Origin of the sequence: Priestia megaterium (assembly GCF_041941685.1) — a bacterium.
Classification (GTDB): Bacteria; Bacillota; Bacilli; order Bacillales; family Bacillaceae_H; genus Priestia; species Priestia megaterium_C.
Window position 1 is genome coordinate 4264563 of the sequence record NZ_CP130958.1, and the last position, 25516, is coordinate 4290078.

24 protein-coding genes are annotated in these 25516 nt (G+C 40.5%); 1 reads left to right on the forward strand and 23 read right to left on the reverse strand.

Going from position 1 to position 25516, the window contains the following annotated elements; translation table 11 throughout:
- Positions 1–180: 180 nt before the first annotated feature.
- The 7 genes from Q5794_RS22595 to mce form a co-directional block, all read right to left on the reverse strand.
- Positions 181–393 carry a hypothetical protein gene (locus Q5794_RS22595; protein ID WP_214984335.1) on the reverse strand — a complete coding sequence of 71 codons (213 nt, stop codon included), beginning with the start codon at positions 391–393 and terminating at the stop codon, positions 181–183.
- Between the two features lie 33 nt (positions 394–426).
- Positions 427–1845, reverse strand: coding sequence for a dihydropyrimidinase (hydA, locus tag Q5794_RS22600; protein WP_374988444.1), 1419 nt, complete (start codon positions 1843–1845; stop codon positions 427–429).
- Positions 1846–1864: 19 nt separating this feature from the next.
- Entirely contained in the window at positions 1865–3145 is a 1281-nt protein-coding gene (gene preA / locus Q5794_RS22605) for an NAD-dependent dihydropyrimidine dehydrogenase subunit PreA (RefSeq protein ID WP_374988445.1), read from the reverse strand.
- Between the two features lie 21 nt (positions 3146–3166).
- Positions 3167–4528 (reverse strand): NAD(P)-dependent oxidoreductase, encoded by a 1362-nt coding sequence (locus Q5794_RS22610; protein WP_214984333.1) that lies wholly within the window; start codon positions 4526–4528, stop codon positions 3167–3169.
- A 225-nt stretch (positions 4529–4753) separates the two neighbouring features.
- A complete protein-coding gene (locus Q5794_RS22615) occupies positions 4754–5872 on the reverse strand; it encodes a tripeptidase T (RefSeq protein ID WP_025750472.1) in 1119 nt (372 codons plus the stop codon).
- A gap of 25 nt (positions 5873–5897) precedes the next feature.
- Positions 5898–7448 (reverse strand): acyl-CoA carboxylase subunit beta, encoded by a 1551-nt coding sequence (locus tag Q5794_RS22620; RefSeq protein ID WP_013084963.1) that lies wholly within the window; start codon positions 7446–7448, stop codon positions 5898–5900.
- Positions 7441–7866, reverse strand: coding sequence for a methylmalonyl-CoA epimerase (gene mce, locus Q5794_RS22625; RefSeq protein ID WP_192996062.1), 426 nt, complete (start codon positions 7864–7866; stop codon positions 7441–7443). The genes Q5794_RS22620 and mce overlap by 8 nt, the downstream gene beginning before the upstream one ends.
- A 148-nt stretch (positions 7867–8014) precedes the next feature.
- Here mce and prli42 point away from each other — a divergent pair, with 148 nt between their 5' ends.
- Positions 8015–8110 (forward strand): stressosome-associated protein Prli42, encoded by a 96-nt coding sequence (gene prli42 / locus Q5794_RS22630; protein ID WP_149917156.1) that lies wholly within the window; start codon positions 8015–8017, stop codon positions 8108–8110.
- A gap of 75 nt (positions 8111–8185) precedes the next feature.
- On the opposite strand, the gene Q5794_RS22635 is transcribed toward prli42, so the two are convergent.
- The 16 genes from Q5794_RS22635 to bcd all read right to left on the reverse strand — a co-directional run bounded on the left by Q5794_RS22635 (position 8186) and on the right by bcd (position 25510).
- Positions 8186–8710, reverse strand: coding sequence for a L,D-transpeptidase (locus Q5794_RS22635; RefSeq protein WP_214984332.1), 525 nt, complete (start codon positions 8708–8710; stop codon positions 8186–8188).
- A gap of 98 nt (positions 8711–8808) precedes the next feature.
- Complete coding sequence (locus tag Q5794_RS22640) at positions 8809–9759, reverse strand: aromatic acid exporter family protein (RefSeq protein WP_192996058.1); 951 nt, start codon at positions 9757–9759, stop codon at positions 8809–8811.
- Positions 9760–9918: 159 nt separating this feature from the next.
- Positions 9919–10641, reverse strand: a complete 723-nt coding sequence (locus Q5794_RS22645; RefSeq protein WP_057243198.1) for an amino acid ABC transporter ATP-binding protein — start codon at positions 10639–10641, stop codon at positions 9919–9921.
- Entirely contained in the window at positions 10634–11293 is a 660-nt protein-coding gene (locus Q5794_RS22650) for an amino acid ABC transporter permease (protein WP_013059114.1), read from the reverse strand. Before Q5794_RS22650 ends, Q5794_RS22645 begins: the two co-directional genes overlap by 8 nt.
- Positions 11294–11324: 31 nt before the next feature.
- The gene (locus Q5794_RS22655; RefSeq protein WP_029320256.1) at positions 11325–12128 is read right to left on the reverse strand and encodes a transporter substrate-binding domain-containing protein; all 804 of its coding nucleotides are present in this window, start codon (positions 12126–12128) and stop codon (positions 11325–11327) included.
- Between the two features lie 281 nt (positions 12129–12409).
- Positions 12410–12847, reverse strand: a complete 438-nt coding sequence (locus Q5794_RS22660) for a BrxA/BrxB family bacilliredoxin (RefSeq protein ID WP_013059116.1) — start codon at positions 12845–12847, stop codon at positions 12410–12412.
- 193 nt (positions 12848–13040) lie between these two features.
- The gene (meaB, locus tag Q5794_RS22665) at positions 13041–13871 is read right to left on the reverse strand and encodes a methylmalonyl Co-A mutase-associated GTPase MeaB (RefSeq protein WP_374988446.1); all 831 of its coding nucleotides are present in this window, start codon (positions 13869–13871) and stop codon (positions 13041–13043) included.
- A complete protein-coding gene (locus tag Q5794_RS22670) occupies positions 13825–14040 on the reverse strand; it encodes a hypothetical protein (protein ID WP_374988447.1) in 216 nt (71 codons plus the stop codon). The genes meaB and Q5794_RS22670 overlap by 47 nt, the downstream gene beginning before the upstream one ends.
- A gap of 13 nt (positions 14041–14053) precedes the next feature.
- Positions 14054–16204 carry a methylmalonyl-CoA mutase gene (gene scpA, locus Q5794_RS22675; RefSeq protein WP_214984330.1) on the reverse strand — a complete coding sequence of 717 codons (2151 nt, stop codon included), beginning with the start codon at positions 16202–16204 and terminating at the stop codon, positions 14054–14056.
- On the reverse strand, positions 16197–18236 hold the full coding sequence (locus tag Q5794_RS22680; protein WP_374988448.1) for an acyl-CoA mutase large subunit family protein: 2040 nt from the start codon (positions 18234–18236) through the stop codon (positions 16197–16199). Before Q5794_RS22680 ends, scpA begins: the two co-directional genes overlap by 8 nt.
- 260 nt (positions 18237–18496) lie before the next feature.
- Positions 18497–19756: a dihydrolipoamide acetyltransferase family protein gene (locus Q5794_RS22685; protein WP_214984328.1), complete on the reverse strand. Its 1260-nt coding sequence runs from the start codon at positions 19754–19756 to the stop codon at positions 18497–18499.
- A 15-nt stretch (positions 19757–19771) separates the two neighbouring features.
- The gene (locus tag Q5794_RS22690; protein WP_013084975.1) at positions 19772–20755 is read right to left on the reverse strand and encodes an alpha-ketoacid dehydrogenase subunit beta; all 984 of its coding nucleotides are present in this window, start codon (positions 20753–20755) and stop codon (positions 19772–19774) included.
- Positions 20756–20767: 12 nt separating this feature from the next.
- The gene (locus Q5794_RS22695) at positions 20768–21760 is read right to left on the reverse strand and encodes a thiamine pyrophosphate-dependent dehydrogenase E1 component subunit alpha (protein ID WP_014458261.1); all 993 of its coding nucleotides are present in this window, start codon (positions 21758–21760) and stop codon (positions 20768–20770) included.
- Positions 21761–21780: 20 nt separating this feature from the next.
- Positions 21781–23202, reverse strand: a complete 1422-nt coding sequence (gene lpdA / locus Q5794_RS22700) for a dihydrolipoyl dehydrogenase (protein ID WP_214984327.1) — start codon at positions 23200–23202, stop codon at positions 21781–21783.
- 28 nt (positions 23203–23230) lie between these two features.
- Entirely contained in the window at positions 23231–24310 is a 1080-nt protein-coding gene (gene buk / locus Q5794_RS22705; protein WP_370511583.1) for a butyrate kinase, read from the reverse strand.
- A 96-nt stretch (positions 24311–24406) separates the two neighbouring features.
- Positions 24407–25510: a branched-chain amino acid dehydrogenase gene (gene bcd, locus Q5794_RS22710; protein WP_013059125.1), complete on the reverse strand. Its 1104-nt coding sequence runs from the start codon at positions 25508–25510 to the stop codon at positions 24407–24409.
- Positions 25511–25516: the final 6 nt, after the last annotated feature.

The following is a 25516-nucleotide window of genomic DNA, read 5'->3' on the forward strand; positions in this document are numbered from 1 at the left end:
AAAAACTTATAGGGATTAGTAAACAAATAAAGAGATTGAAACATGATTAAATTACTCCAATCAACAGCCAGAAGCACCTACATACATGAAACCTACGTTCACCCTATCAATAAAAAAATCCGAACGATTCATCGTTCGGATCTTCCTTCAGCTAAAATAATTTTGTCCCAGCCTCCGTTTTTATACTTGTTGAATCAGTACGGATGAAAAATATTTTCTAGCATCCGCCGTCAATATATGAAGGGTTTCTTGTTCGGTTTGGTTATTTTCGGTGCGTTCAAACGTCACAAATGCCCCGCTTAGATTCTCCGTTACGGCTATTATTTTAAATCCTTTTTGCAGCAAAAAATCAATCTTTTCTCGCTCTGCCATATATTCATGGTAACTTGACATTTCCCTTCCCCCGATCTATTTCTTCATCTGTTTTTATAACATTAATTTTTCAGCATCGTTAGCCGTGTTTAACTCATTAAACTTTGCTCTTTTTGTAAATTGTCCGTAGCCTTTTTGACCGACAAACTGCTTATCTTTTACGACAAATTCCCCGCGGCAAAGTACTGAAACCGGCTCACCTGTGACTTTCATTCCCTCAAATGCGCTATAATCGACTGCCATATGATGCGTGTTCGCTGAAATCGTACGTTCAACAGAAGGGTCAAATATAAGCAGATCCGCGTCTGCGCCAACCGCTATTGTTCCTTTTTTCGGGTACAGTCCGAACAGCTTAGCAATTTTTGTTGATGTTATATTTACAAACTGATTTATATTAATTCGTTTCTTCACTACTCCTTCTGAAAATAAAATACTCATGCGATCCTCGATAATAGGGCCTCCGTTTGGAATCTTCGTAAAATCTCCTTTTCCCAGATCTTTTTGACCATTAAAATCAAACGAACACTGATCTGATCCAATCGTTTGCAAGTCGCTATTACGCAGAGCATTCCACAAAACATCTTGGTTCCATTTTTCACGTAAAGGCGGCGACCATACGTATTTTGCTCCTTCAAAATTCGGTTTTTCTAAATAGGTTTGGTCAAGCGTCAAATACTGCGGACACGTTTCGCCCCAGATATTTACGCCTTTTTCCCTTGCTTCAGCAATCTTTTTAACTGCTTCAGCGCACGACACGTGAACAACATAGAGCTGTGAGTCAGCCAACTCCGTTAGCACCGCGGCTCTTCCCGTAGCTTCTCCTTCTACTTCTGGAGGACGAGTCAGTGCATGATAGATAGGATCGGTTTGTCCTTGTTCTAGTGCTTGTGCCGTTAAATACTCAATAACATCTCCATTTTCAGCATGTACCATCACAAGCGCCCCTAGTTTTTTAGCTTGTACTAGCGTTTGATAAAGGGTAGCATCGTCTGCTTGAAAAACATTTTTATAGGCCATGAACACTTTAAAAGAAGTAATTCCTTCTTTTTCAATAATCGTAGGAAGCTCATTTAATACATCTTCCGTGATTTCTCCAATCATTAGATGAAAGCTATAATCGATAGCCGCTTTTCCTTTTGATTTTTCATGCCATGTGCCGATCGCTTTTTGCAGCGGTTCGCCTTTATTGGTTAAGCAAAAATCAATAACAGTTGTCGTACCTCCAAAAGCTGCTGCTCTTGTACCTGTTTCAAAGTCATCTTTTGTAACGGTGCCTCCAAACGGCATATCTAAATGAGTATGAGGATCGATGCCTCCTGGAAATATATAGTTACCTTTTGCATCAATCACTTCACAGCCCTGCTCTTCAAATGCCGAGCCAGTTGCTGAAATAACTCCATTTTCAATTAAAATATCGGCTTTATACGTATCTGTTGCTGTGACTACCACACCATTTTTAACGATTTTCTTCATTTCTTCATCCCCTTTTTCTTTATACGTCTAATCGCTGTGCAGCCGTCGCTTGTAAAGCAGCTTGGCGTTCATTCCACGTCATTGGAGGCTGTTCATTTGGTAATTCAACCATGGATATAGCCCCGTCTACCGGACATACAATCGAACATAAATTACAGCCTACACAATCTTCTTCTCTTACTTTTAAATAAGATTTCCCTGAAGGATCTTTCAGCATATCAATACATTGGTGAGAAGTATCTTCACAAGAAATATGACATTTATTGCAGTTAATACACGTATCGGGATCGATGCGAGCCACTACTTTATAATTGAGATCTAAGTTGCCCCAGTCGGAATATTTTGAAACGGCTTTCCCTACAATATCACTTACTTTTTCGATTCCTCTTTCATCCAAATAATAATTGAGACCTTGAATCATATCCTCTACAATGCGGAACCCGTGATGCATAGCAGCTGTACATACTTGCACACCTGTAGCACCCATGAGCATAAATTCGACGGCTTCCTGCCAGTTCGAAACGCCTCCCATACCTGATATTGGAACGTTAATAAACGGACTTCTTGCACATTCAGCGACCATGTTTAATGCAATCGGCTTAACAGCCGGGCCGCAATAACCTCCGTGAGCGCCTTTTCCTGCTACGTGTGGAATTGTATTCCATGAATGAATGTCTACTCCTGCTAGACTATTAATAGTGTTAATCATGCTCACAGCGTCAGCACCGCCTCGAACCGCTGCTTCTGCTGTAACGGTGATATCAGTGATATTTGGGGTTAACTTAACAATAACCGGCGTTTGGGCAACTTCTTTAGCCCAATACGTTTGTTTTTCAACCAAATCAGGGACTTGCCCAGAGGCAGCACCCATCCCTCGTTCTGCCATTCCATGCGGACAGCCAAAGTTCAGCTCTAATCCATCCACTCCTACATCTTCTACTTTTTTGACAATCTCATGCCATTTTTCTTGCTGAGGCTCTACCATAAGAGAGGCAATAATTGCGTGGTTAGGAAACTTCTTTTTCGTTTCATAGATTTCCTTCAAATTAACTTCAAGCGGACGATCGGTGATTAACTCAATATTATTAAAGCCGGCTACGCGCTGACCGTTGAAGCCAACGGCAGCAAATCGAGAGGAAACATTTAAAATCGGATCACCAAGCGTTTTCCAAACTACGCCTCCCCATCCTGCTTCAAATGCACGCTGCACTTGATAACCTGAATTGGTTGGCGGTGCGGATGCCAGCCAAAACGGATTTGGTGATTGAATACCTGCTAAATTTGTTGTTAAATCTGCCATAGATTTCTCCTCCTCCTGATTTTAAGCTGTTTCCATTGTTTCTTTTGTTAACTGCATATGAATATTTAACGCCGTTTGTTTTCCTTGCTGAGCAGCGGTCACAACCATTGCTTCTCCTTGCCCTTTACCAAAAATAACGTCTCCGCAAGCAAATACTTTTGGATTTGATGTTTGAAACGTCTCTTGATTAATTAAGACAACTCCGTCTTCATGATGCAGCTGGAATTGTTGAATCAAAGACAGGTACCGTTCTTGACCAATTGCTTTAACAACAGCATCGACTGGAATGGTAAACGTTGAACCTTCAACAGGAACAGGCTTCCTGCGGCCGTCTGCATCTGGATCTGTTAACGTCATTTTTACACATTCAATCCCGCTCACCTTACCATTTTCATCTCCAATAATTCGTATGGGAGCCGTTAACCAGCGGAATTCAACACCATCTTGTTTCGCAAATTCAAATTCAAAATCATAAGCCGTCATTTCTTCTCGTGTACGACGGTATAAAATTTGAACATTTTCAGCCCCCAAGCGCACGGAACACGTAGCACCATCAATCGCAGTATTTCCCGCGCCAATGACGGCAACACGCTTACCCACAAATTCTGTTGATAACGCTTCTGACTTCGTTTTTTTCACAAAATCAATCGCGTCATACACACCGTCTAGCTCTTCACCTTCAACATGTAGAGAAGGCACCTTGCTCATACCAATAGCTAATACAACCGCGTCATACGACTGCAGCAATTCGCTTGGAAGAATATCTTCTCCAATTCTTACGTTTGTTTTAATTTTTACATCTAAGTTTTTTACTTGTTCAACTTCCCAGAATGAAATCGCTTGAGGAAGACGAAACGACACGATTCCATATGTATTTAACCCTCCTGCTTGTTTTTCCGCTTCAAAAATGGTTACGTCATACCCAAATCGCGCCAGTTCTCTTGCTGCAGAGAGACCAGCCGGACCTCCCCCAACAATTGCTACCTTTTTGCCGTTTGCTTTTCCTTTCTCAAACAGCACCTGTTCATTTTGAATAGCCCAATCCGTTGCGTAGCGCTGCAAATCTCCAATCATAATTGGTTTGGTTGAGTGGTTAAGCACACACGCTCCTTCACATAGTTCATCGGTTGGACAAACTCTCGAACAGCTTGCTCCTACGGGATTAGAAGACATAATCGTTTCGGCAGACCCCTTTAAATTGCCCGATGCAATTTTTTTAATAAACGTCGGGATGTCAATTCCTGTAGGGCATGCCTGAATACAGGGTGCATCATAACAGTACAAACATCGATTAGATTCTTCGACTGCTTCTCTATTTGACAACCCTTTTTCTACTTCATTAAAGCTTTGAATGATGGACTGCAAACTTTCCTGTGATCGCATTGCATCAACCTCCCAAGGATATCTGTTGATAAAACTCGAATTGAAAGCGCTTACATATTTTTTATATACGTTATTTTCAACCTCTACTTTGGTAAAATATATTACTAACTTTATTGTACAAAACGACCGTCTTTTCTTCATTATACATTATGTTAAAAAATTCAGACTATTTACTATTCACTATGTAAAAAGCCTTGCTTTTATATAAAAGCAAGGCTGCAACTATTATTTTGCTACTTCTTTAATAATCGACACTACTAGTTCAGATGTCTTCACTAGTTCTTCTACCGGAATTTTTTCATTTGTTGTATGAATGTCTTCATAACCAACTGCTAGATTTACTGTTGGGATATCAAAGCCTGCGATTACATTTGCATCGCTTCCGCCTCCGCTTTGAAGCAGGCGTGAAGGACGATCGATATTAGCCACGGCTTTTTTAGCAACTTCGACAACATGATCTCCATCACCAAATTTAAAGCCTGGATACATCACTTTAATATCAACTTCTGCACGTCCGCCCATTTCTTGTGCAGCTGTTTCAAACGCTTCTTTCATTTTCGCTACTTGTGCTTCCATTTTTTCTGGAATTAATGAACGAGCTTCTGCTAAAATATCGACGCGGTCACACACGATATTCGTTTGCGTTCCGCCTTCAAAGCGTCCAATATTCGCTGTAGTCTCTTTATCAATACGTCCAAGCGGCATTTTAGAAATGGCTCTTGACGCAATCGTAATAGCAGAAACACCTCGTTCAGGAGCTACACCTGCATGAGCTGTTTTTCCATAAATTGTTGCATTTACTTTTGCTTGCGTCGGCGCAGCAACGATAATGTCTCCCACTTTGCCATCGCTATCTAAAGCATAGCCGAATTTTGCCGTTACGAGACTAGAATCAAGAGCTTTAGCGCCCACTAAGCCAGATTCTTCTCCTACTGTAATAATAAATTCAATTTTTCCGTGCGCGATGTTTTCTTCTTTTAATACGGTGATGGCTTCTAGCATTGCTGCTAAGCCTGCTTTATCATCCGCTCCAAGAATTGTCGTGCCGTCACTTTTAATATAGCCATCTTCAATAGATGGTTTAATACCGTTTCCAGGTACGACTGTATCCATATGAGAAGTAAAGTAGATTGTGTCTACTCCTTCTTTTGTAGCTGGCAGTGTGCAGATTAAGTTGTTGGCTCCGTGGCCCGTTTTTTCTTTGGCATCATCTTCTACTACTTCGACGCCTAATGCGGTAAATTTTTCTTTTAGTACAACAGCAATTTTTTCTTCATGCTTTGTTTCTGAGTCTACTTGTACTAATTCAATAAATAAATCAACGATTCGTTGTTCATTAATCATAATATGTAATCCCTCCAAAAATAACCTACAATGGTATGTTACCATGTTTCTTTGCTGGACGCTCTTCCTTTTTATTGTGCAACATTTCAAGCGCTTGTATTAATTTTATTCGCGTTTCCCGAGGATCAATAACATCATCCACCATTCCAGCGCTTGCCGCTACGTAAGGATTAGCAAATTTCTCGCGATACTGTTCAATTTTTTCGTGTCTTGTTTCATCTGGGTTTTCGCTACCTCGAATGTCGTTTGCAAAGATAATATTTGCAGCACCTTGAGGACCCATAACAGCGATTTCGGCATTGGGCCACGAATACACAAGGTCCGCTCCAATCGATTTACTATTTAAAGCTACGTATGCACCGCCGTACGCCTTTCGCAAAATCACCGTGATTTTCGGAACGGTAGCTTCGGAGTATGCATATAAAATTTTAGCACCATGACGTATAATTCCGCCATGTTCCTGCTTGATACCTGGGAAAAAACCTGTAACATCTTCAAATGTAATAAGTGGGATATTAAATGAATCGCAAAATCGAATAAACCTTGCTGCTTTATCTGAGGAGTTAATATCTAAACTGCCTGCCATTACTTTAGGCTGGTTACACACAAGTCCGACAACTTTTCCATCTATGCGGGCAAAACCAATGACAATATTTCTTGCAAAGTCTTTTTGCACTTCAAAAAATGAGTGCTCGTCCACTACTTGGTGAATGACTTGACGCACATCGTAAGGGCGCACGGCATCAAACGGGACAACGTCTAATAAATCCGGACGATAATGATCAGACTCTGCTTTTGAGGCTAAAGGAGGCTGCTCTTGGCTAGACTGAGGAAGATAGCTTAAGAGTGTTCGTACTTGTTCTAGCACCTCTTGTTCTGTTGCACCTCTAAAATGAGCATTACCGCTAATTTCGTTATGAACAGCTGCTCCTCCAAGATTTTCAGAGGAAATGCTTTCTCCTGTTACCGTTTCAATTACTTTTGGTCCTGTAATGAACATTTGACTTGTTTCTTCTACCATAAAAACAAAGTCCGTAATCGCAGGTGAGTACACGGCTCCGCCTGCACAAGGACCCATAATAACGGATATTTGAGGCATGACACCCGAATAAATAGCATTTCGATAAAAAATATGACCGTATCCATCAAGAGACATGACGCCCTCTTGAATACGAGCTCCGCCTGAATCATTTAAGCCAATAAACGGCACGCCTGTTTTAGCCGCTAAGTCCATTACGTGCGCAATTTTTTTAGCATGCATTTCACCTAACGCGCCCCCGAATACTGTAAAATCTTGCGAAAACAAGTAGACTGAGCGACCGTTTATTTTGCCGTAACCTGTTACTACCCCGTCTCCTGGTCCTACTTGATTATTCATACTGAAATCCGCACACCGATGTTCAATAAACGGATTTAATTCGACAAATGTATGTTCATCCAAAAGAATTTCAATTCGTTCGCGTGCCGTTAGTTTCCCTTTATGGTGCTGTTTTTCAATTTTTTCGTCTCCACCGCCTAACTCGATTTTCCGGCGCTTATCGTACAATTCATTTAATTTATCATAAATGTCAACCATGTTTTTTTTCCTCCTCTAGTGTTTTTTCACAGAGCTCATAAAGAACACCCTTTGCTGATTTTGGATGCAAAAAAGCAATGGATGCTTCCCCTGCGCCTTTTCGCGGAACATCGTCAATCATTTGTACACCCTTTTCCTTTAACTCGTTAATCCGTTCTTCAATCGTGCGCACACCTAAAGCAACATGATGAAGACCTTCACCTCTCTTTTGGATGAACGCGCCGACCGCACTGTCTTCAAAGAGCGGCTCTAATAATTCAATTTTTACGTTGCCGCACTGAATAAAAGCAACTTTTACTCCTTGTTCTTCTACTTCTTCTACTTTTAATAGAGACAGTCCTAATACCTTTTCATAAAACGGGAGGCTGCCTTCAATTGATTTTACAGCTATTCCTATGTGATCAATTCCTTTTATCACTTTCTCACCTCTTAAAAAAGCGTTTTCATTTACACATATTCTTGAAAACAAAAGAAATCTCCTGCTCGCGTATCTACAGAAAGTTGCTTGTCTAAGCAGCGGAAGACATGTAAAATAAGAAAAAAACGTGTAGGAGGACTTTGGTTGTATGTCTAATAAGAAAATCCAAAAAACCATTGTGTTTTTAATGCTTCTTGTCATGTTAATATCTACGCTTTTAGCGGGACTTGCCATGTGGTTTTAATCGGGACTGACGACTAAAAACATAGCTGCACTGCTGTTTCTGTGTGCAATGCAAACATATAAAAAAGACTGGTCACTAGTCACCAGTCTTTTGCTGTATATTCACAATGCCTTTTTGAGCGGCTAACTCTTCAAAAGATTGATTTGTAGATACAATCCATACTTTTGTACCCAACGGGACTTGATCATATAAATGGCTTACTTCACGATTTTCTACGCGAATACAGCCATTCGAGACATATTTACCGATGGAACCCGGCTGATTTGTACCATGAATGCCATAAATACGTCCGTCAGTCTCTCTTGCATCAAACCCAATCCATCTTACACCTAGAGGATTTTGAGGAGCGCCTCCTTCAATGTTACTTCTCCGATAATAAGGATTAACAGCTTTTACTGTTACCGTGAACTCCCCTTCGGGCGTCAGATCAACTGTTTTCCCCGTTGCTACTTTAATAATTTGTTTAATTTCTTTATTTTGAATATAAGCAAGCTCATTGCTTTGTTTATTAATAATAATATAAGGATCATTTGGCAACGGATTTTCTCCTAATGGCCAAACCGGAGATAGTAGTAAAAGGATAAAAGCAAACACATGCACGTAATCCACCACCTTACTTTAGTCCTAAGTAAAAGACAAGAGATATATCTCTTATCTTATTTAGTGTTCGTAAGCAAGATAAACAACATGCATGCTGTTTAACTTATTTTTAAGGTTTGTTTAATAACCAAATATTGTTCAATTTCTTTGACTACGTGCAGTAAATCGGCACGCGCTTCAAACTCTTCCCGCGTTTTGGGAAGCGGCATCTCTGCAAACGCTTCTCGTAAATGCTGAAGTTTGGCTAAAAATAATTTTGCTGTATTACCGGGGTGGATGGATAGACTTAATTCTTCAATGAAATCGGCAATCATGTAGCGCTGTTCTACCACCAAATCAATAGCGGTAATGAGAGGAAGCGTTCGCTCAATAATTTCAAGCTGTTTTTCACGAATTTTAAAATAGCGGTAATAATAATTTTCCCCACGCACAAAATGATTTTCAACATCACGAAACGCAAGGCTTTTTGCTTTTTCTAAAATTTTTACCGTATCTGCAATTTCCTTACCGTCCCAACTGCTGTCATTGGTTCTGAGATACAGGGCAATTTCTTTTAACATCGACCGGAAATTCCCTTCAATTTCTTGCTGATACGTGCGAAGCTCTTGATCTAAACTTGGCATGTATAAATTCACAAGCAGGGCAACACCTATCCCAATTACAATTAAGCCAAGTTCATTAAAGACGATTCCCCATGTCATATTGCCTTTGGAGTAAATATGAAGCAAAATAACGGAGCTTGTAACAATGCCTGCATTAACTTTGAATATAACCGTAACCGGGATAAACAAAAGCAGCATCAGTCCTATAACAAGTGGATGATAAGCAATCCCTTCAAAGAATATAAACGAAAACAGAATGGATAAAGAACAAGCAATAAAACGATCGCTTGCACTTCGCAACGATTTTTTCTTTGAATTTTGAATGCACAAAATGGTGATAATTCCAGCTGATACAAAAAACTCGAGGTGAAAGAACTGAGCTATAATAATAGCCAGTGATGTACCGACGGCTGTTTTAATTGTCCGGTACCCAATTTTAAATTTCATTTTCTAGACTCCTACATGTTGGTTTCTTTTTAGTGTGATAAAATACTCTATTCTTTATTAACACGAATAGAAAAATAACACAACCTTAAATCTTGCTGTACCGTATAAATTTCAATAAAAAAAGTGCAGAAAGGATCGTACTCTTCCTGCACTTTTTTATTATAAAATCTTTTCTAAGAAATCTTTAGCACGCTTGCTTTTAGGCGCTGAGAAAAATTCAGCCGGAGGCGCATCTTCAACAAGCACACCGCCGTCTAAAAACAGCACACGATCCGCTACTTCTCGTGCAAATCCCATTTCATGCGTTACAATGACCATCGTCATTCCTGTTTCTGTTAGCGACTTCATTACATCTAGTACTTCTTTTACCATCTCTGGATCCAATGCTGAGGTTGGTTCGTCAAACAGCATCACTTTTGGTTCCATTGCCAGGGCTCTTGCAATAGCTACACGCTGCTTTTGACCGCCCGATAAGCGACTTGGGAACTCGTTGGCTTTTTGAGCAAGTCCCACTTTTTGGAGTAATTCTTTGCCTTTAGCAACAGCCGTTTCTCTTGACACGCCTTTTACCGTCATCGGAGCATACGTCAAATTTTCAAGCACTGTCATATGTGGAAACAAGTGAAAATGCTGAAACACCATTCCTACGTTTTCACGCACACGCATAATGTTTGTTTTTTTATCTGTAATCACTTGACCGTTAATTGAAACTAATCCGCTCGTCGGTTCTTCAAGCAGGTTCATACAGCGTAAAAAAGTAGATTTACCAGAACCAGAAGGGCCAATAACAGCTACGACTTCTTTTTCCTTAATCGTAGTTGAAATACCTTTTAAAACTTCATTTTTACCAAATGATTTGTGTAAATTTTCAACGTTAATCACCTTTTCTCATTCTCCTCTCGACTGCTTTACCAAGGAGCGTTAAGCCCATTACCATTACATAATAAATCAACCCTGCAAAGATTAACGGTTCAAGGTAGGCGAATTTTTCTCCACCTACAATGTAAGCACGGCGCATAATGTCGAGTGCTCCAATAACTGTAACGATAGCTGATTCCTTTGTTAATGTAATGAACTCATTCATTAAAGCAGGTAAAATATTTTTAAGTGCCTGTGGCAAAATAATTTGTCCCATCATGCGGCGATAAGGAATTCCTAACGCTAATGCCGCTTCACGCTGTCCTTTATCAACAGCTAAAATACCAGCGCGAATAATTTCAGATATATATGCTGCAGAGTTTAGCCCGAACGCAGCAACGGCTGCTGGAAACGGGGCAATATCAAACCCGAGCAGCTGAGGTAATCCAAAGTATATTAATAATAATTGCAGTACAAGCGGTGTTCCGCGAAACACGGACGTATATGCATCCGCAAACCATTGAAGAGGTTTATTGCGGCTGATTTTACATAAAGATAAAATAACTCCCAGCACAAACCCTAAAATTGCTGAAGCTAGGACTATCTGTATCGTTACCCCTATCCCTTTTAAAATATAAGGCATAGAAGGCACGATTTGCGAAAAATCCAAATTCATGCCCAGTTCCATTCCTCTCTAACTATCATTCTTATTTTTGGTCGTCAAACCACTTAACGATTAATTTATCTAATTCACCGTTTTCTTTCATTTTCTTTAATTCACGGTTAAAGTCATTCGTTAGCTTGCTGTCTTTAGGAAATGCGATTGCTGATCCTTTACTTGAATCTGGACGTCCTGTATCAGACATTTGCAAGCTTTTGTCTTTGTTCACATACCCTTTAGCTACTGTATCTTCAATAATCGCTGCATCGATACGATTTGATTTCATTTCTTGAATTAGTTCTGGAATACGGTCACGTGTTGTTACATTTACTCCGTCAACTTCTTTTGCAATTTCTTTTGCTTCGTCCGCTTGAATAGAAGAAGTTTGTACACCGACTGTTTTCCCTTTTAGTTCTTCTGCATTTTTAATTGGCGCATCTTTCTTCGATACAATCATGTTTTTTGCTTCATAATATACGTCTGAGAAATCCACGTTCTTTTTACGCTTTTCAGTTGGCGTCATACCAGCTAAAACTAAATCGACTTTATTAGATTGTAAAGCTGGAATTAATCCGCCAAATTCCATATCCTTCACCTGTACGTCATAGCCTAACTTTTTACCGATTGCTTTTGCTAAATCTACGTCAAATCCGATTGCTTCACTATCACCTTTTGCCGTATCAATATATTCAAATGGTGGGTAATCTGCTGATGTTCCCATTACTAGTACTTTTTTATCTTTGTCATCGCTGCTTGCTCCGCCATTAGACGTTCCTTCTCCTGCTCCGCATGCAGCTAAAACGCCTGCTGTTAAAAGACCAATTGCCGTTACCGATAACCACTTCTTCAATTTCATCTTCGTTCCCCCTAGTTTATTCCTTACATTATTTTTTAAAAATTAATAATATTATGAAATAAGTTTTTTGCTATTGCAAGTAAATGTCGAAATTTAAATATATATTCATATAAATGTATTTTAACACAACATTATAAATATGCAATATCTTTTTTAAATATAAGTTTCACTATTTGAAAATACCTTTTCTCAACATTTTCCACTCTCTAGAAAGCCTGCATACAGATAGGTAAAAAAACGCATAAAAAAAGAAGCCGTTCAAAACGGCTTCTATCTTACACTTCTTCACAGTGCTGTTCGAATGCTTCTTGCAGCTTCATCACAACTGACATTGGCTCGTGGCCTTCAATTTCGTGACGTTCTACCATTGTGATAATTTTTCCGTCTTTTAATAAAGCGAAAGATGGAGACGAAGGCGGATAACCTTCAAAGTATTCGCGTGCACGCGCAGTTGCTTCTTTATCTTGCCCAGCAAATACTGTAACCAAGTTTGTTGGACGTTTATCATAATGTACAGCATGCGCTGCAGCAGGTCTTGCAATACCTCCTGCACAACCGCAAACTGAATTCACCATTACAAGCGTTGTACCAGGCTTTTTAAACGTTTCATCTACCGCTTCAGCCGTCGTTAATTCTGTATAACCAGCAGCTGTAATTTCTTTACGGGCTTGACGCACAACGTCGTTCATAAACAAGTTAAAATCGATATTCATTTTCATACCTCCCTTTTGCTATCTATTCTTTATCATAGCAAACGAAAACTAAAAAGGCGATTGCTTTGACTCATTTTTTCTTGGTAATCAAGATTAAACAGGAAAAGAAATGGTGATACTATTTTTACAGCTAGAAAACCATACTCTTAACTCCCTAGTGTAGAAGGATCCGCATAAAATGCAGGATCCTTTTTTATATTTCCTTCATCGCCTGCTGGTAGGTTTTAATCAAGTGTTCGAGAGCTTCAGCCATTGTGACATCTCCCGTCATCATTTGTTTTTCAACATCCCCTAACGTTTGCTTAACTAAAGGATGTTCATAAAATGATTCTTGTAAATATTCATTAACACTTGCTTGTAACCATGCCTTCATTTGCTTTTGCCTTACTGTATAAAACAGATCATTTTTATTCATCCATTCCTTATAATTACAAATTATCTTCCACAAGTGTTGCAATGATGCTTCCTCATAAGCAGAAGTTGTGGTAACCTGTGGTTTCCATCCTCCAGAATGACCGTGAAGGAAACCGATGACGCTTTCGTATTCTTTTGCGGTAACTTCTGCTTTTAGCCGATTATCCCCGTCTGCTTTATTTACACAAATCAAATTAACCCATTCAAGCAGTCCTTTTTTAATTCCTTGCAAATCATCTCCCGCTCCAGTTAAAGCGAGCAGAACAAAGAAGTCTACCATCTCTTTTACAATCATTTCACCTTGGCCAACACCCATCGTTTCGACAAATATGATGTTATACCCAGCCGCTTCACAAAGAAAAATGGCTTCTCTCGTTTTAAGATGAACACCTCCAAGCGTTCCTTGAGAAGGTGAAGGACGGACAAAAGCGTTCTCTTGTTTGGTAAGCAGCTCCATTCTCGTTTTATCTCCTAAAATACTTCCTCCAGACAAGGTACTGCTTGGATCGACTGCCAAAACTGCAACGGAATGGCCATTTTTGCATAGGTACGACCCAAATTTGTCAATCAGCGTACTTTTTTCCTGCTCCGGGTACGCCTGTAAAACCAATGCGCACTGAATGCCCCGTATGAGGATAGATTTCTTTAATCAGCTGTTGTGCTATTACTTTATGCTTCAGCGCTTTACTTTCAATTAAAGTAATGGCTTGAGCTAACGCTGTTCTTTTCCCTTCAAGCAGCCCTTGTTTATAATCTTGTACCGTTTTTAATTTTACCAATTGTCTCCACCAACTATTCTTCTAACCGTTTCTTTATTTCAGATAAAACGGAAACGGCCGCTTTTGGGATTACTGTTCCAGGTCCAAAGATTGCAGAAGCGCCGTGTTCTAAAAGAAATGAGTAGTCTTGTTTAGGAATAACGCCTCCGACAATAACAACGATATCGTCACGCTCTAATTTCTTTAACTCCTCAACAAGCTGCGGCAGTAACGTTTTATGCCCGGCTGCCAAAGAGCTTATGCCAATCACATGTACGTCGTTTTCTACAGCTTGCCTTGCTGTTTCTTGAGGCGTTTGGAATAAAGGGCCGATATCAACATCAAAGCCAAGATCAGCAAAGGCTGTTGAAATAACTTTCGATCCTCTGTCGTGACCGTCTTGCCCCATTTTTGCGACTAAAATTCTTGGGCGTCTTCCTTCTTCCTCTAAAAATTCAGCCGTGAGCTTTCGAACTTCTTCGATTTGATCTCGATGCACAAACTCCGCACTGTATACCCCGCTGACTGACTTAGAAGTAGCCTGATGTCTTCCAGCCACTTTCTCAATAGCTTCTGAAATTTCGCCTAGTGTAGCTCTAGCTCTCGCAGCTTCAACCGCAAAAGCAAGGAGATTTCCTTCACCTGTTTTGGCACAATTAGTCAGTCGATTAAGCGCTTCAACTACCGCTTGTTCGTTACGTTCACTGCGTATTTTCTTTAACTTTTCCAGCTGCTTCATTCGAACTGCTGTGTTATCAATATCAAGAATATCAAGCGGTTCTTCTTGCTCCGGCTGAAACTGATTCACACCTACAATAATCTCTGCCTGCGAGTCTATTCTTGCTTGTCTGCGCGCAGCTGCTTCTTCTATTTTCATTTTAGGTACGCCTGCTTCTATTGCTTTTGTCATTCCGCCGAGCTGCTCTATTTCTTCAAGGTGCTTCCACGCTTTTATCATTAATTCATTCGTTAATGATTCCACGTAATAAGATCCTCCCCAAGGATCAATAACGGAACAAATCTCCGTTTCATTTTGCAAATAAAGCTGCGTGTTTCGGGCAATCCTAGCTGAAAAATCAGTTGGAAGAGCAATCGCTTCATCCAGTGCGTTTGTATGAAGCGACTGCGTATGTCCTGATACTGCAGCCAGAGCTTCGACGCATGTTCTAATAACATTATTAAATGGATCCTGCTCCGTTAAACTCCATCCGGACGTTTGAGAATGCGTTCTAAGAGCTAAAGATTTAGGATTATCCGGCTCAAACTGCTTCATTAGTTTTGCCCACAGCAGCCTCCCTGCTCTCATTTTCGCTACTTCCATAAAATAGTTCATTCCAATTGCCCAGAAAAAGGATAGTCTCGGAGCAAATGCGTCAATTGTAATTCCCGCTTTCAAGCCGGTTCGTACATATTCAAGTCCATCTGCAAGCGTATAAGCAAGCTCTAAGTCTGCTGGAGCACCTGCTTCTTGCATATGATAGCCTGATATACTAATACTGTTAAATTTCGGCATGTACTCCGCTGTATATTTAAAAATATCCGCAATGATTCGCATTGACATCTCAGGAGGATAAATATACGTATTGCGCACCATATATTCTTTTAAAATATCATTTTGAATCGTTCCAGCCAGCTTTTCTTTTTTTACGCCTTGTTCTTCAGCTGTTACGATGTAGAAAGCTAAAATAGGAAGCACCGCCCCGTTCATCGTCATCGACACGGACATTTGATCAAGCGGAATCCCTTCAAACAGCTGCTTCATATCAATCATTGAATCAATTGCCACGCCTGCTTTCCCTACATCTCCAACAACTCTTGGATGATCAGAGTCATAGCCGCGGTGGGTAGCGAGGTCAAAAGCAACAGACAGCCCTTTCTGTCCAGCAGCTAGGTTTCGGCGGTAAAAGGCATTGCTTTCCTCCGCCGTTGAGTATCCTGCATACTGTCTAATAGTCCAAGGCCGCTTCACATACATCGTTGCATACGGTCCTCTCACAAACGGTGGGACACCAGGTGCAAAGTGAATAAAGTCGAGGCTATCTCTGTCTTTTTTTGTATATACTGATTTTAATTCAATTTGTTCATTTGTTTGAAAAGCAGTGAATGAACTTTGAGTCACGTCATCTTCCCTTTGCTGCTTTGAAAATGATAATGGAATATTAGAAAAAGAAGGCTTTTTATACATGAACTTCTACCTCCAAAGCACATAATAACTTCTTAACGCATTGAATAACATTCGTCTTAGGATGTATGACGCTCATTACACCTTTTTGCTGCCACTGCGTTTTGCGTGATACATGTTCTTCCCCCACTACGTACACATAAACGGAATCTTCCTCAAAATAAGTCATCACTTTTGTTAAGAGCTTTTCCACGAGTTCATCACTTCCACAGATCACAAATGCTTCGTGCTTTTGTTCATTCATCCAATCTGCTATTTCCACATAAGAATCTATGTTTTTAATTGTTTCACACGCAAAGCCTGCGCTTTCAAATAAAGACCGGGCAATCTCAGCTTTTTTACGGCTGCTAGGATCGGTGAGCTCCATAATGCCGATGCTCATCCCCTTTGTATAAACCCGTATTTTTTCAAACTTCTCTGCTGCTCTCCACTTAGTGAGCGGCACAACACTGTCAGGCTGTGTCTGCTTCGCCATTTGTTTTAGCATCCACCCTGCTGTTATTACCCCTTTAGATGCTAGCTTTGTATAGTCCTCTAGCGAAAGAGTTGATGAAATTTCCGAAGCGTTCTGATCACTGTATTTATCCATTTTTATTTCTTCTTTTTTAAGCGGCGTGCTTTTTATCTCTTGAGATACATCCTGTTGCTTAGGAGCATAGTGTGTGACTCCGATCAAGCGCTCAATTCGGCACTCTATATCCTCTTGTCTTTTTACTTTCATTTGTTCAACTTCATCTTGAATTCGCCCTTGTTTTAAAGCTTCTTCCATTCCGCCGTGGTCTTCAATGTTGCCAAATAACTCCCAAGCTTTTGTCATTAATTCATGTGTGTAGGCTTCAACGTACCAAGAGCCTCCGGCAGGATCCATTACTTTTGATATATGTGTTTCGTGCTGCAAAATTAAGTGAGTGTTACGTGCAAGGCGATGAGCGAACTGAGAAGATGAAGATGTGACGGAATCATATGGTTCAATATGCAGACTATCCGCTCCTCCTACAATAGAAGCAAATGCTTGAACCGTGCTCCTTAATGCATTTGTATACATGTCTTCTTTAGACTGTGTAAGATGTGACGTTTCCGTATGGATAAACGGCACTGAAACGGCCGTGTCATCAAAAGCACGAACCACATTTGCCCAAAGCATGCGAAAAGCACGAAGTTTTGATATTTCCATAAATAAATGTGAGCTAACTGAAAAAGAAAAGGTCATGTGAGGTAAAACTTGATGTAAGGACAAACCGCGTTTTATGCATTCATCAATATACTGCACCCCTGTAGCAAGCATATAAGCTAGTTCTTGAACAGCGTTTGCACCGCTGTTATGGTAAGGAATGCTTGATACAATGATCGTTTTGAGCTCTGGAACATTACTGTGAGCCAAACGCGTTGCGTAAGCTAAATGATCGTATAAATCTCGAGTAGCAAGTGGAACTCTTCCATATTCAGCAAGGGTGCCGAGCGGATCCATTCCAACCGTACCTGTTAGCTGTCTCATATCAAAGTTATGATCAACACAGTATGCTTTTAGAAACGAAAGAAGTGGAACGGATGTACATCCCGTATTTAAAAATAGAGGCACCGCTTCAAGAGCTACATGCTGAAACAAATGAGCAACATCCTCTAAAGTAGAAATTGTAGCGCCTGAGGCTACTTCAGCTTCAGTTGCTTCATCAACGTCTTTCCCTTGCCTCATTGCTTCACTGCACGTAAAAGCGGCCGTATTTTGTCCATTTCTCAAACTGTGTAAAAGAAGGTTATTGCTTTCTTTAATAGAAGGTAAATCGATTTTTTGGGTGATTTCCCATTCTCCTAGTATGTATGATTCTTTACCGGCTCCTCTTAAACAATTTATTCCCGCCGGACTCTGCTGCAAGTAGTCTAAATGTGCCGTATCACTTTCGAAATAAAGCGGTTTCAAAAAGATATTTTCTAACGTTTCTTTTGAAGAGATCGCGGTATTTTTGCTAACTTCCTGTGCCCAATCTTCTTTAGGTGTACGTGTAAATTCATGAAATGATAATGTATTTGTTTTCATTTCCATGCCCCTTTACAGTTAATAGCTGCCTGCTAAACCGAGATGATTACACTTTGAAGTTTGATGATTCTTATTTTATTTTAATACATCTTTTACAAATTGTTCAATCATTGCTTCAAAATAAAAAGAGGCCGAGACATAATTAACCTACGTTTACCATCACCATAAAAAAATCCGAACGAGTTGGATTCTCTATCAAGAATCTCAATTCATCGTTCGGATCTTCCTTCAGCTAAAATATTTTTGTGCCATCCTCTGTTTTAATAGACGGACGTATTCTCTTTAGAAGTAGATTCTAAAATCTCTTTAACTCTTGCCAAGAATCTGCCGCACACCAAGCCGTCTAACACGCGGTGATCAAGTGATAAACATAAGTTAACCATATCTCGAACAGCAATCATGTTATCAATAATAACCGGACGTTTTACAATAGATTCTACTTGTAAAATAGCCGCTTGCGGGTAATTAATAATCCCCATTGATTGCACGGAACCAAATGAGCCTGTGTTGTTAACAGTAAACGTTCCCCCCTGCATGTCTTCAGACTTCAATGAACCCGTACGAACTTTTTGCGCGAGCTCTGTAATTTCACGCGCAATGCCTTTGATTGTCTTTTCATCGGCTTGTTTAATAACCGGCACAAACAAAGCATCGTCTGTTGCAACAGCAATGGACACATTAATGTCTTTTTTCTGAACAATACGGTCTCCTGCCCACATTGAATTCATTTGAGGGAATTCTTTTAAAGCTTGAGCCACTGCTTTTACGAAGAATGCAAAATACGTTAAGTTAAAACCTTCTTTTTGTTTGAACTCCGTCTTTAATGAATCACGATAAGAAACTAAGTTCGTTACATCAACTTCAACCATTGTCCATGCATGCGGAATTTCGTGCTTGCTGCGAAGCATATTTGCTGCAATAGCTTTACGCACGCCTGTAACAGGGATTTCTTGATCTCCTGCTGCAGACACAACCGGCGCGGGCTGCTGCGTTTTTGGAGCAGCTGCCGCTACAGGTGCTTCTGGCTGAACTGTTGATGCAGGTGTTTCTTTCACTTCAGCAGCTCCGCCTTTTTCGATAACAGCTAAAATATCTTTTCTCGTAATGCGGCCGCCCGCCCCTGTTCCTGTCACGGTATCTAAATTAATATTATGTTCTTGTGACAGACGCATAACAGCTGGAGAGTATCGGCTTTTATTGGATTGACTGTCCGCTGGTTTTGACGCTGATTCTTCTACAGTCTTATCAGACGTTTTCTGTTCTTTTTGAGGTACAGTTCCTTCTACTTCAATTAAACAAATCACTTCTCCTACAGGCAAAGTATCATCTTCACCTGCAATTAACTCTTTAATTGTTCCACTAAAAGAAGAAGGCACTTCAGCATTTACTTTATCCGTCATGACTTCAGCTAACGGGTCGTACTTATTTACGTGATCTCCAACAGAAACGAGCCATTTGCTAATTGTACCTTCTGTTACACTTTCACCGAGCTGCGGCATCGTAATTTTTTCAATAGCCAATTGATACAACTCCTTTTAAAATTGAGCTAATTCTCTCATTGCTTTTTCTACTTTATCTGGATTCACCATAAAATATTTTTCCATTGTTGGTGCATACGGCATAGCTGGAACATCAGGTCCAGCAAGGCGCTGAATTGGCGCATCTAAATCGAATAAGCAGTGTTCAGCAATAATAGCTGCTACTTCGCTCATGATGCTGCCTTCTTTGTTGTCTTCCGTTAAAAGCAGTACTTTACCTGTTTTAGAGGCTGCTTCAATAATAGCTTCTTTATCAAGCGGATAGACCGTTCTTAAATCTAAGATGTGTGCTGAAATACCGTCTGCTTCTAGTTTTTCAGCAGCTTGAAGAGCAAAGTGTACACAAAGACCATATGTAATAACCGTGATGTCGTCTCCTTCTCTCTTTACATCTGCTTTGCCAATCGGAAGTACATAATCATCCTCAGGTACTTCTCCTTTAATCAAACGGTACGCACGCTTATGCTCAAAGAAAAGAACTGGATCATCATCACGAATAGCTGCTTTTAATAATCCTTTTACATCATAAGGCGTAGAAGGCATCACAATCTTTAACCCTGGCGTATTGGCAAATAGTGCTTCAACAGATTGAGAATGATAAAGAGCACCATGAACTCCGCCGCCGTAAGGAGCTCGAATTGTAATTGGACAACTCCAATCATTGTTAGAACGATAGCGAATTTTCGCTGCTTCTGACACAATTTGATTGACTGCAGGCATAATAAAATCAGCAAATTGCATTTCAGCAATCGGACGCATGCCGTACATTGCCGCTCCGATTCCTACCCCTGCAATAGCAGACTCTGCAAGAGGTGTGTCAATGACTCTTTCTTCCCCGAACTGTTCGTACAGTCCGTTGGTTGCTTTAAATACGCCGCCTTTTTTCCCTACGTCTTCTCCTAATACAAACACGCGGGAATCTCTTTCCATTTCTTCACGAATGGCCATTGTTACTGCATCAATATATGAAATAACCGGCATATGTTCTCCTCCTTACTCACCGTACACGTATTTTAAAGCCGATTCCGCTTCTGCATAAGGAGCGTTTTCAGCATAATCTGTTGCATCATTAACGATGTTCATAATATCATCAAGCATTTGTTTTTCTCGTTCATCGGTTAACACGTTAACCTCTTTTAAATAAGCCGCAAAGTACGCAAGCGGATCGCTCTTTTTAGCTTCAGACAATTCTTCTGCTCCGCGATATGCACGATCATCGTCATCACTTGAATGGGCAGTCAAACGCTCTGAAACAGTTTCAATAAGAGTAGGCCCTTCTCCTCTGGATGCACGATCTCTTGCTTCTTTTACCACTCGGTATACTTCAAGGACGTCGTTTCCATCAATTGTGTAGCCTGGCATACCATATCCAATCGCACGATCAGATACTTTTGCGCAGCCTAGCTGCTTTTCAACCGGAACAGAAATCGCATACTTGTTATTTTCACACATAAAGATAACAGGAAGCTTATGAACACCTGCAAAGTTCGCGCCTTCGTGGAAATCTCCTTGGTTAGAAGATCCTTCTCCAAACGTGACAAACGTTACTAAGTCTTTTTTCTCCAATCGTCCTGCTAAAGCGATTCCTACTGCATGAGGAACCTGTGTTGTAACTGGAGAAGATCCTGTTACAATTCGCTTTTCCTTATGGCCAAAGTGACCTGGCATTTGACGACCTCCTGAGTTTGGATCTTCGGCTTTAGCAAACCCAGAAAGCATTAAATCGCGCGCGGTCATTCCAAATGCTAGCACAACACCCAGATCGCGGTAATAAGGTAATATGTAATCATTCTCTCTATTTAAGGCAAAAGCTGCGCCAACTTGAGCGGCTTCTTGACCTTGGCATGAAATAACAAAAGGCACCTTCCCTGCACGATTTAATAGCCACATACGCTCATCAATTTTTCGTGCAAGCAGCATAGTGCGGTACATTTCAAGTACTTGTTCATCAGTTAATCCTAATGATTCATGACGGTTTTTTGTCATGTTTAAACCTCCTTTAATCATCAAAAATGAATCGCTTTTCCATCTACAGCTAATGAAGCTTCTCCCATCGCTTCTGAAAGGCTAGGGTGAGGATGAATGGTATGAGCAATTTCCCATGGTGTAGCATCCAATACCTTTGCAAGACCCGCTTCAGAGATCATATCCGTCACGTGAGGTCCAATCATATGCACACCAAGAACATCATTTGTGTCGGCATCAGCAATAATTTTAACAAATCCCTCTGCTTCTCCATATACAAGAGCTTTTCCAACGGCCTTAAACGGAAATTTTCCAACCTTCAGCTGAAACCCTTGCTGTTTTGCTTCTTGTTCTGTTAATCCTACACTTGCTGCCTCCGGGCTGCTGTATACGCATTTAGAGATTGTTGTATAATCAATCTTCAAAGGCTTTTCACCATGTAAATGCTCAACAGCTACAATTCCTTCGTGAGAAGCTACATGTGCAAGCTGCAGTCCGCCAATCACATCTCCAATTGCGTAGATATGAGATTCTTTCGTTTGATAAAAATCATTCGTGGCAATCACGCCTTTTTCTACTACAATATCGGTATTCTCGAGACCAATTCCTTCGACATTCGCTTGACGCCCTACAGATACAAGCAGCTTTTCTGCTTCATATTCTTGCATATCGTCCCCTACTTGAGCCGAAATTTTCACCTGACCACCAATAGACAGTGTATCGGCCATTACTTTAGCAGAAGTAATAATGGTAACTCCTTTTGCTTTTAAAAGCTTCGTCATTTCACGGGAGATATCTTGATCTTCTGTTGGTAAAATTCGATCGCTGTATTCAACAACTGTTACATCAACATCAAAATCTCTGAGCATGGACGCCCATTCAATTCCAATGACGCCGCCTCCCACAATAATAATAGAAGCAGGAAGTGTTTCCATCTTTAATGCTTCATCTGAAGTGATTACTTTCTCTCCGTCAATCGTTAAACCAGGTAATGTTCTAGGACGAGACCCTGTTGCGACAATTACATTCTTTGGAATAAGCATTTCGTTTTCTTCACCGCTTTTTAATTCGACGGAGATGGTTCCTGGCATAGGAGAAAAAATAGAAGGTCCTAAAATACGTCCAATTCCTTCATATACGTCAATTTCACCTTTTTTCATTAGCTGTTTGACACCATTATGTAACTGTGAAACAATTTCTGACTTTCGTTCTTGTACACGTGCATAGTTCAATAGTACATTGGACGTTTCTACGCCAAATTCACTGCTTTTCTTAGCCGTTTGATAGACTTCTGCACTTCTTAGTAAAGCTTTGCTTGGGATACACCCTGCGTGCAGGCATGTGCCGCCTAACTTATTTTTTTCCACAACCGCTACCGATAGACCTAACTGAGAGGCACGAATAGCTGCTACGTACCCTCCGGTTCCACCGCCGAGAATGACCAAATCATATTCTTTTGCCACACTGCTTCACACCTTTCTGCAAACGCTATTAAGCGCCTTTATATTCCTTCACTTCTTCTTCACCTGTAAGCACTCGGAGAGCCCCTTCAGCTAGCGCTTGAAGCTCATTTTCTCCAGGATAAACAATGACATCTGCAATCCACTTTACATGATTAATAATCAGCTCAACAAACGCTTTTGAATAAGCAATGCCTCCCGTTAAAATAATGGCATCTACTTTTCCATGCAATACCGTACTGGCAGCTCCAATTTCCTTCGAAATTTGATAAGCCATTGCTTCGTAGATAAGCTTAGCTTTTTCGTTCCCATTTTTCACTAGCGCTTCGACTTTCTGCACGTCAGATGTGCCCAAATAACCGACAAGCCCGCCTTTTCCTACAAGCATTTTCATAATCTCCTCGCGGTAATACTGACCTGAAAAGCAAAGACGAACTAATTCACCAACCGGTACACCGCCAGCGCGCTCTGGACTAAAAGGACCGTCACCGTGCAGGCCATTGTTCACATCAATTACTTTTCCCCGTTGATGAACTCCCACTGTAATGCCTCCACCCATATGGGTAACAATAACGTTCATTTGTTCATATGTGCTATTCATTTCTTTAGCCACTTTTCGAGCAACCGATTTTTGATTCAGCGCGTGAAAGATGCTTTTCCTTTCCATAAAAGGAGTTCCTGAGATACGAGCGATGTCACTTAGCTCATCTACCACCACTGGATCAACAATGTACGCTGGAATATTTAATCCAGACGCAATCTCAAAAGCTAAAATCCCGCCTAAATTTGAAGCATGATGGCCGGCATAACCGTCTTTTAAATCTTTGAGCATGGCTTGATTTACTTCATATGTGCCGCCTTCAATCGGGCGTAAAAGCCCTCCTCTTCCACATACTGCACTTAATTTAGATAAATTAATCCCCTCTTCATCAAGTGCCTCTAAAATCGAGTTTTTACGGAACTCATACTGTGCATATATCGTCTCAAACTGATTCATTTGCTGTGAATCGTAGCGGATTGTTCGATCAAAAATTGGTTTATCGTTGTGAAACACGCCAATTTTTGTGGACGTTGAACCCGGATTTATTATCAGCATTCGATATTCGTGCATATCCAACACATGTCCTCCTACCTTATCATTCTCATAAACGAAGGCTAGGTCGAAAGGATTTCATTTATTCCTTTTGCCTAGCCTTCAGCTCAAACATTAGCGCGTATGACGTCTACTTAAAATATGCTGTCCATTTTGTAAAAATTGACTGCGTGAACGACGCAGCTTTTCAATTCTTTCTTCAGCTAAGCGATCTGCTGCTAGATAGGTTGGAATGCCATCTCGCTTTGAGATTTCAACTACCTTTTCAATATTATCATAAATACCTTCAACTTTTTTCAGCGCACGCTCACGGTTATATCCAACTAGCTCATCAGCTACGTTAATAACGCCTCCTGCGTTAATAACATAGTCCGGTGCATATACAATGCCTAATTCATGAATTAAATCACCATGACGCGTTTCTTTCAATTGATTATTAGCTGCCCCTGCAATAACTTTTGCTTTTATTTGAGGGATCGTTTCATCGTTAATCGTTGCTCCGAGTGCACAAGGAGCATAGATATCACATTCTACACCATAAATATCATTCGGGTCTACTGCTTGCGCACCAAATTCTTCTACCGCACGCTGAACAGCTTCTTTATTAATATCCGTTACAATAAGTTTCGCTCCTTCTTCGTGAAGGTGGCGGCATAAATTATACGCTACGTTTCCTACACCTTGGACAGCTACTACTTTGCCTTCAAGCATATCTGTTCCAAATGCTTCTTTTGCTGCTGCTTTAATTCCTCGGTATACGCCGTAGGCTGTGACTGGTGATGGATTGCCTGATGAACCAAAAGCAGGAGATACACCCGTTACATAATCCGTTTCCTCATATACAATATCCATATCCTCTACCGTTGTGCCCACATCTTCTGCTGTAATATATCGACCATTTAACCCTTGAATAAAGCGACCAAATGCACGGAACATCGCTTCATTTTTGTCTTTGCGAGGATCTCCGATAATGACCGTTTTCCCTCCTCCTAAATTCAAGCCTGCTGCTGCATTTTTATAAGTCATTCCGCGTGATAGACGAAGCGCATCTTCAATTGCAGCCTCTTCTGATTCATATGTCCACATTCTCGTACCGCCTAGAGCTGGTCCAATTGTTGTATCGTGAATGGCAATAATGGCTTTTAAGCCTGAATCTTTATCTTGGCAAAATAATAACTGCTCGTAATCGTATGTTTCCATATAGTCAAAAATTTTCATTGTTAG

Coding starts and splice junctions, on each gene's coding strand:
- Q5794_RS22615 (WP_025750472.1), bottom strand. CDS start 5,872: ATGATTAATGAACAACGAATCGTTGATTTATTTATTGAATTAGTACAA.
- Q5794_RS22640 (WP_192996058.1), bottom strand. CDS start 9,759: ATGAAATTTAAAATTGGGTACCGGACAATTAAAACAGCCGTCGGTACA.
- Q5794_RS22695 (WP_014458261.1), bottom strand. CDS start 21,760: ATGACAAAAAACCGTCATGAATCATTAGGATTAACTGATGAACAAGTA.
- prli42 (WP_149917156.1), top strand. CDS start 8,015: ATGTCTAATAAGAAAATCCAAAAAACCATTGTGTTTTTAATGCTTCTT.
- Q5794_RS22620 (WP_013084963.1), bottom strand. CDS start 7,448: ATGGTTGACATTTATGATAAATTAAATGAATTGTACGATAAGCGCCGG.
- Q5794_RS22680 (WP_374988448.1), bottom strand. CDS start 18,236: ATGAAAACAAATACATTATCATTTCATGAATTTACACGTACACCTAAA.
- Q5794_RS22660 (WP_013059116.1), bottom strand. CDS start 12,847: ATGAATATCGATTTTAACTTGTTTATGAACGACGTTGTGCGTCAAGCC.
- buk (WP_370511583.1), bottom strand. CDS start 24,310: ATGCACGAATATCGAATGCTGATAATAAATCCGGGTTCAACGTCCACA.
- Q5794_RS22650 (WP_013059114.1), bottom strand. CDS start 11,293: ATGAATTTGGATTTTTCGCAAATCGTGCCTTCTATGCCTTATATTTTA.
- scpA (WP_214984330.1), bottom strand. CDS start 16,204: ATGTATAAAAAGCCTTCTTTTTCTAATATTCCATTATCATTTTCAAAG.
- Q5794_RS22610 (WP_214984333.1), bottom strand. CDS start 4,528: ATGCGATCACAGGAAAGTTTGCAGTCCATCATTCAAAGCTTTAATGAA.
- preA (WP_374988445.1), bottom strand. CDS start 3,145: ATGGCAGATTTAACAACAAATTTAGCAGGTATTCAATCACCAAATCCG.
- bcd (WP_013059125.1), bottom strand. CDS start 25,510: ATGAAAATTTTTGACTATATGGAAACATACGATTACGAGCAGTTATTA.
- Q5794_RS22595 (WP_214984335.1), bottom strand. CDS start 393: ATGTCAAGTTACCATGAATATATGGCAGAGCGAGAAAAGATTGATTTT.
- Q5794_RS22690 (WP_013084975.1), bottom strand. CDS start 20,755: ATGCCGGTTATTTCATATATTGATGCAGTAACAATGGCCATTCGTGAA.
- hydA (WP_374988444.1), bottom strand. CDS start 1,845: ATGAAGAAAATCGTTAAAAATGGTGTGGTAGTCACAGCAACAGATACG.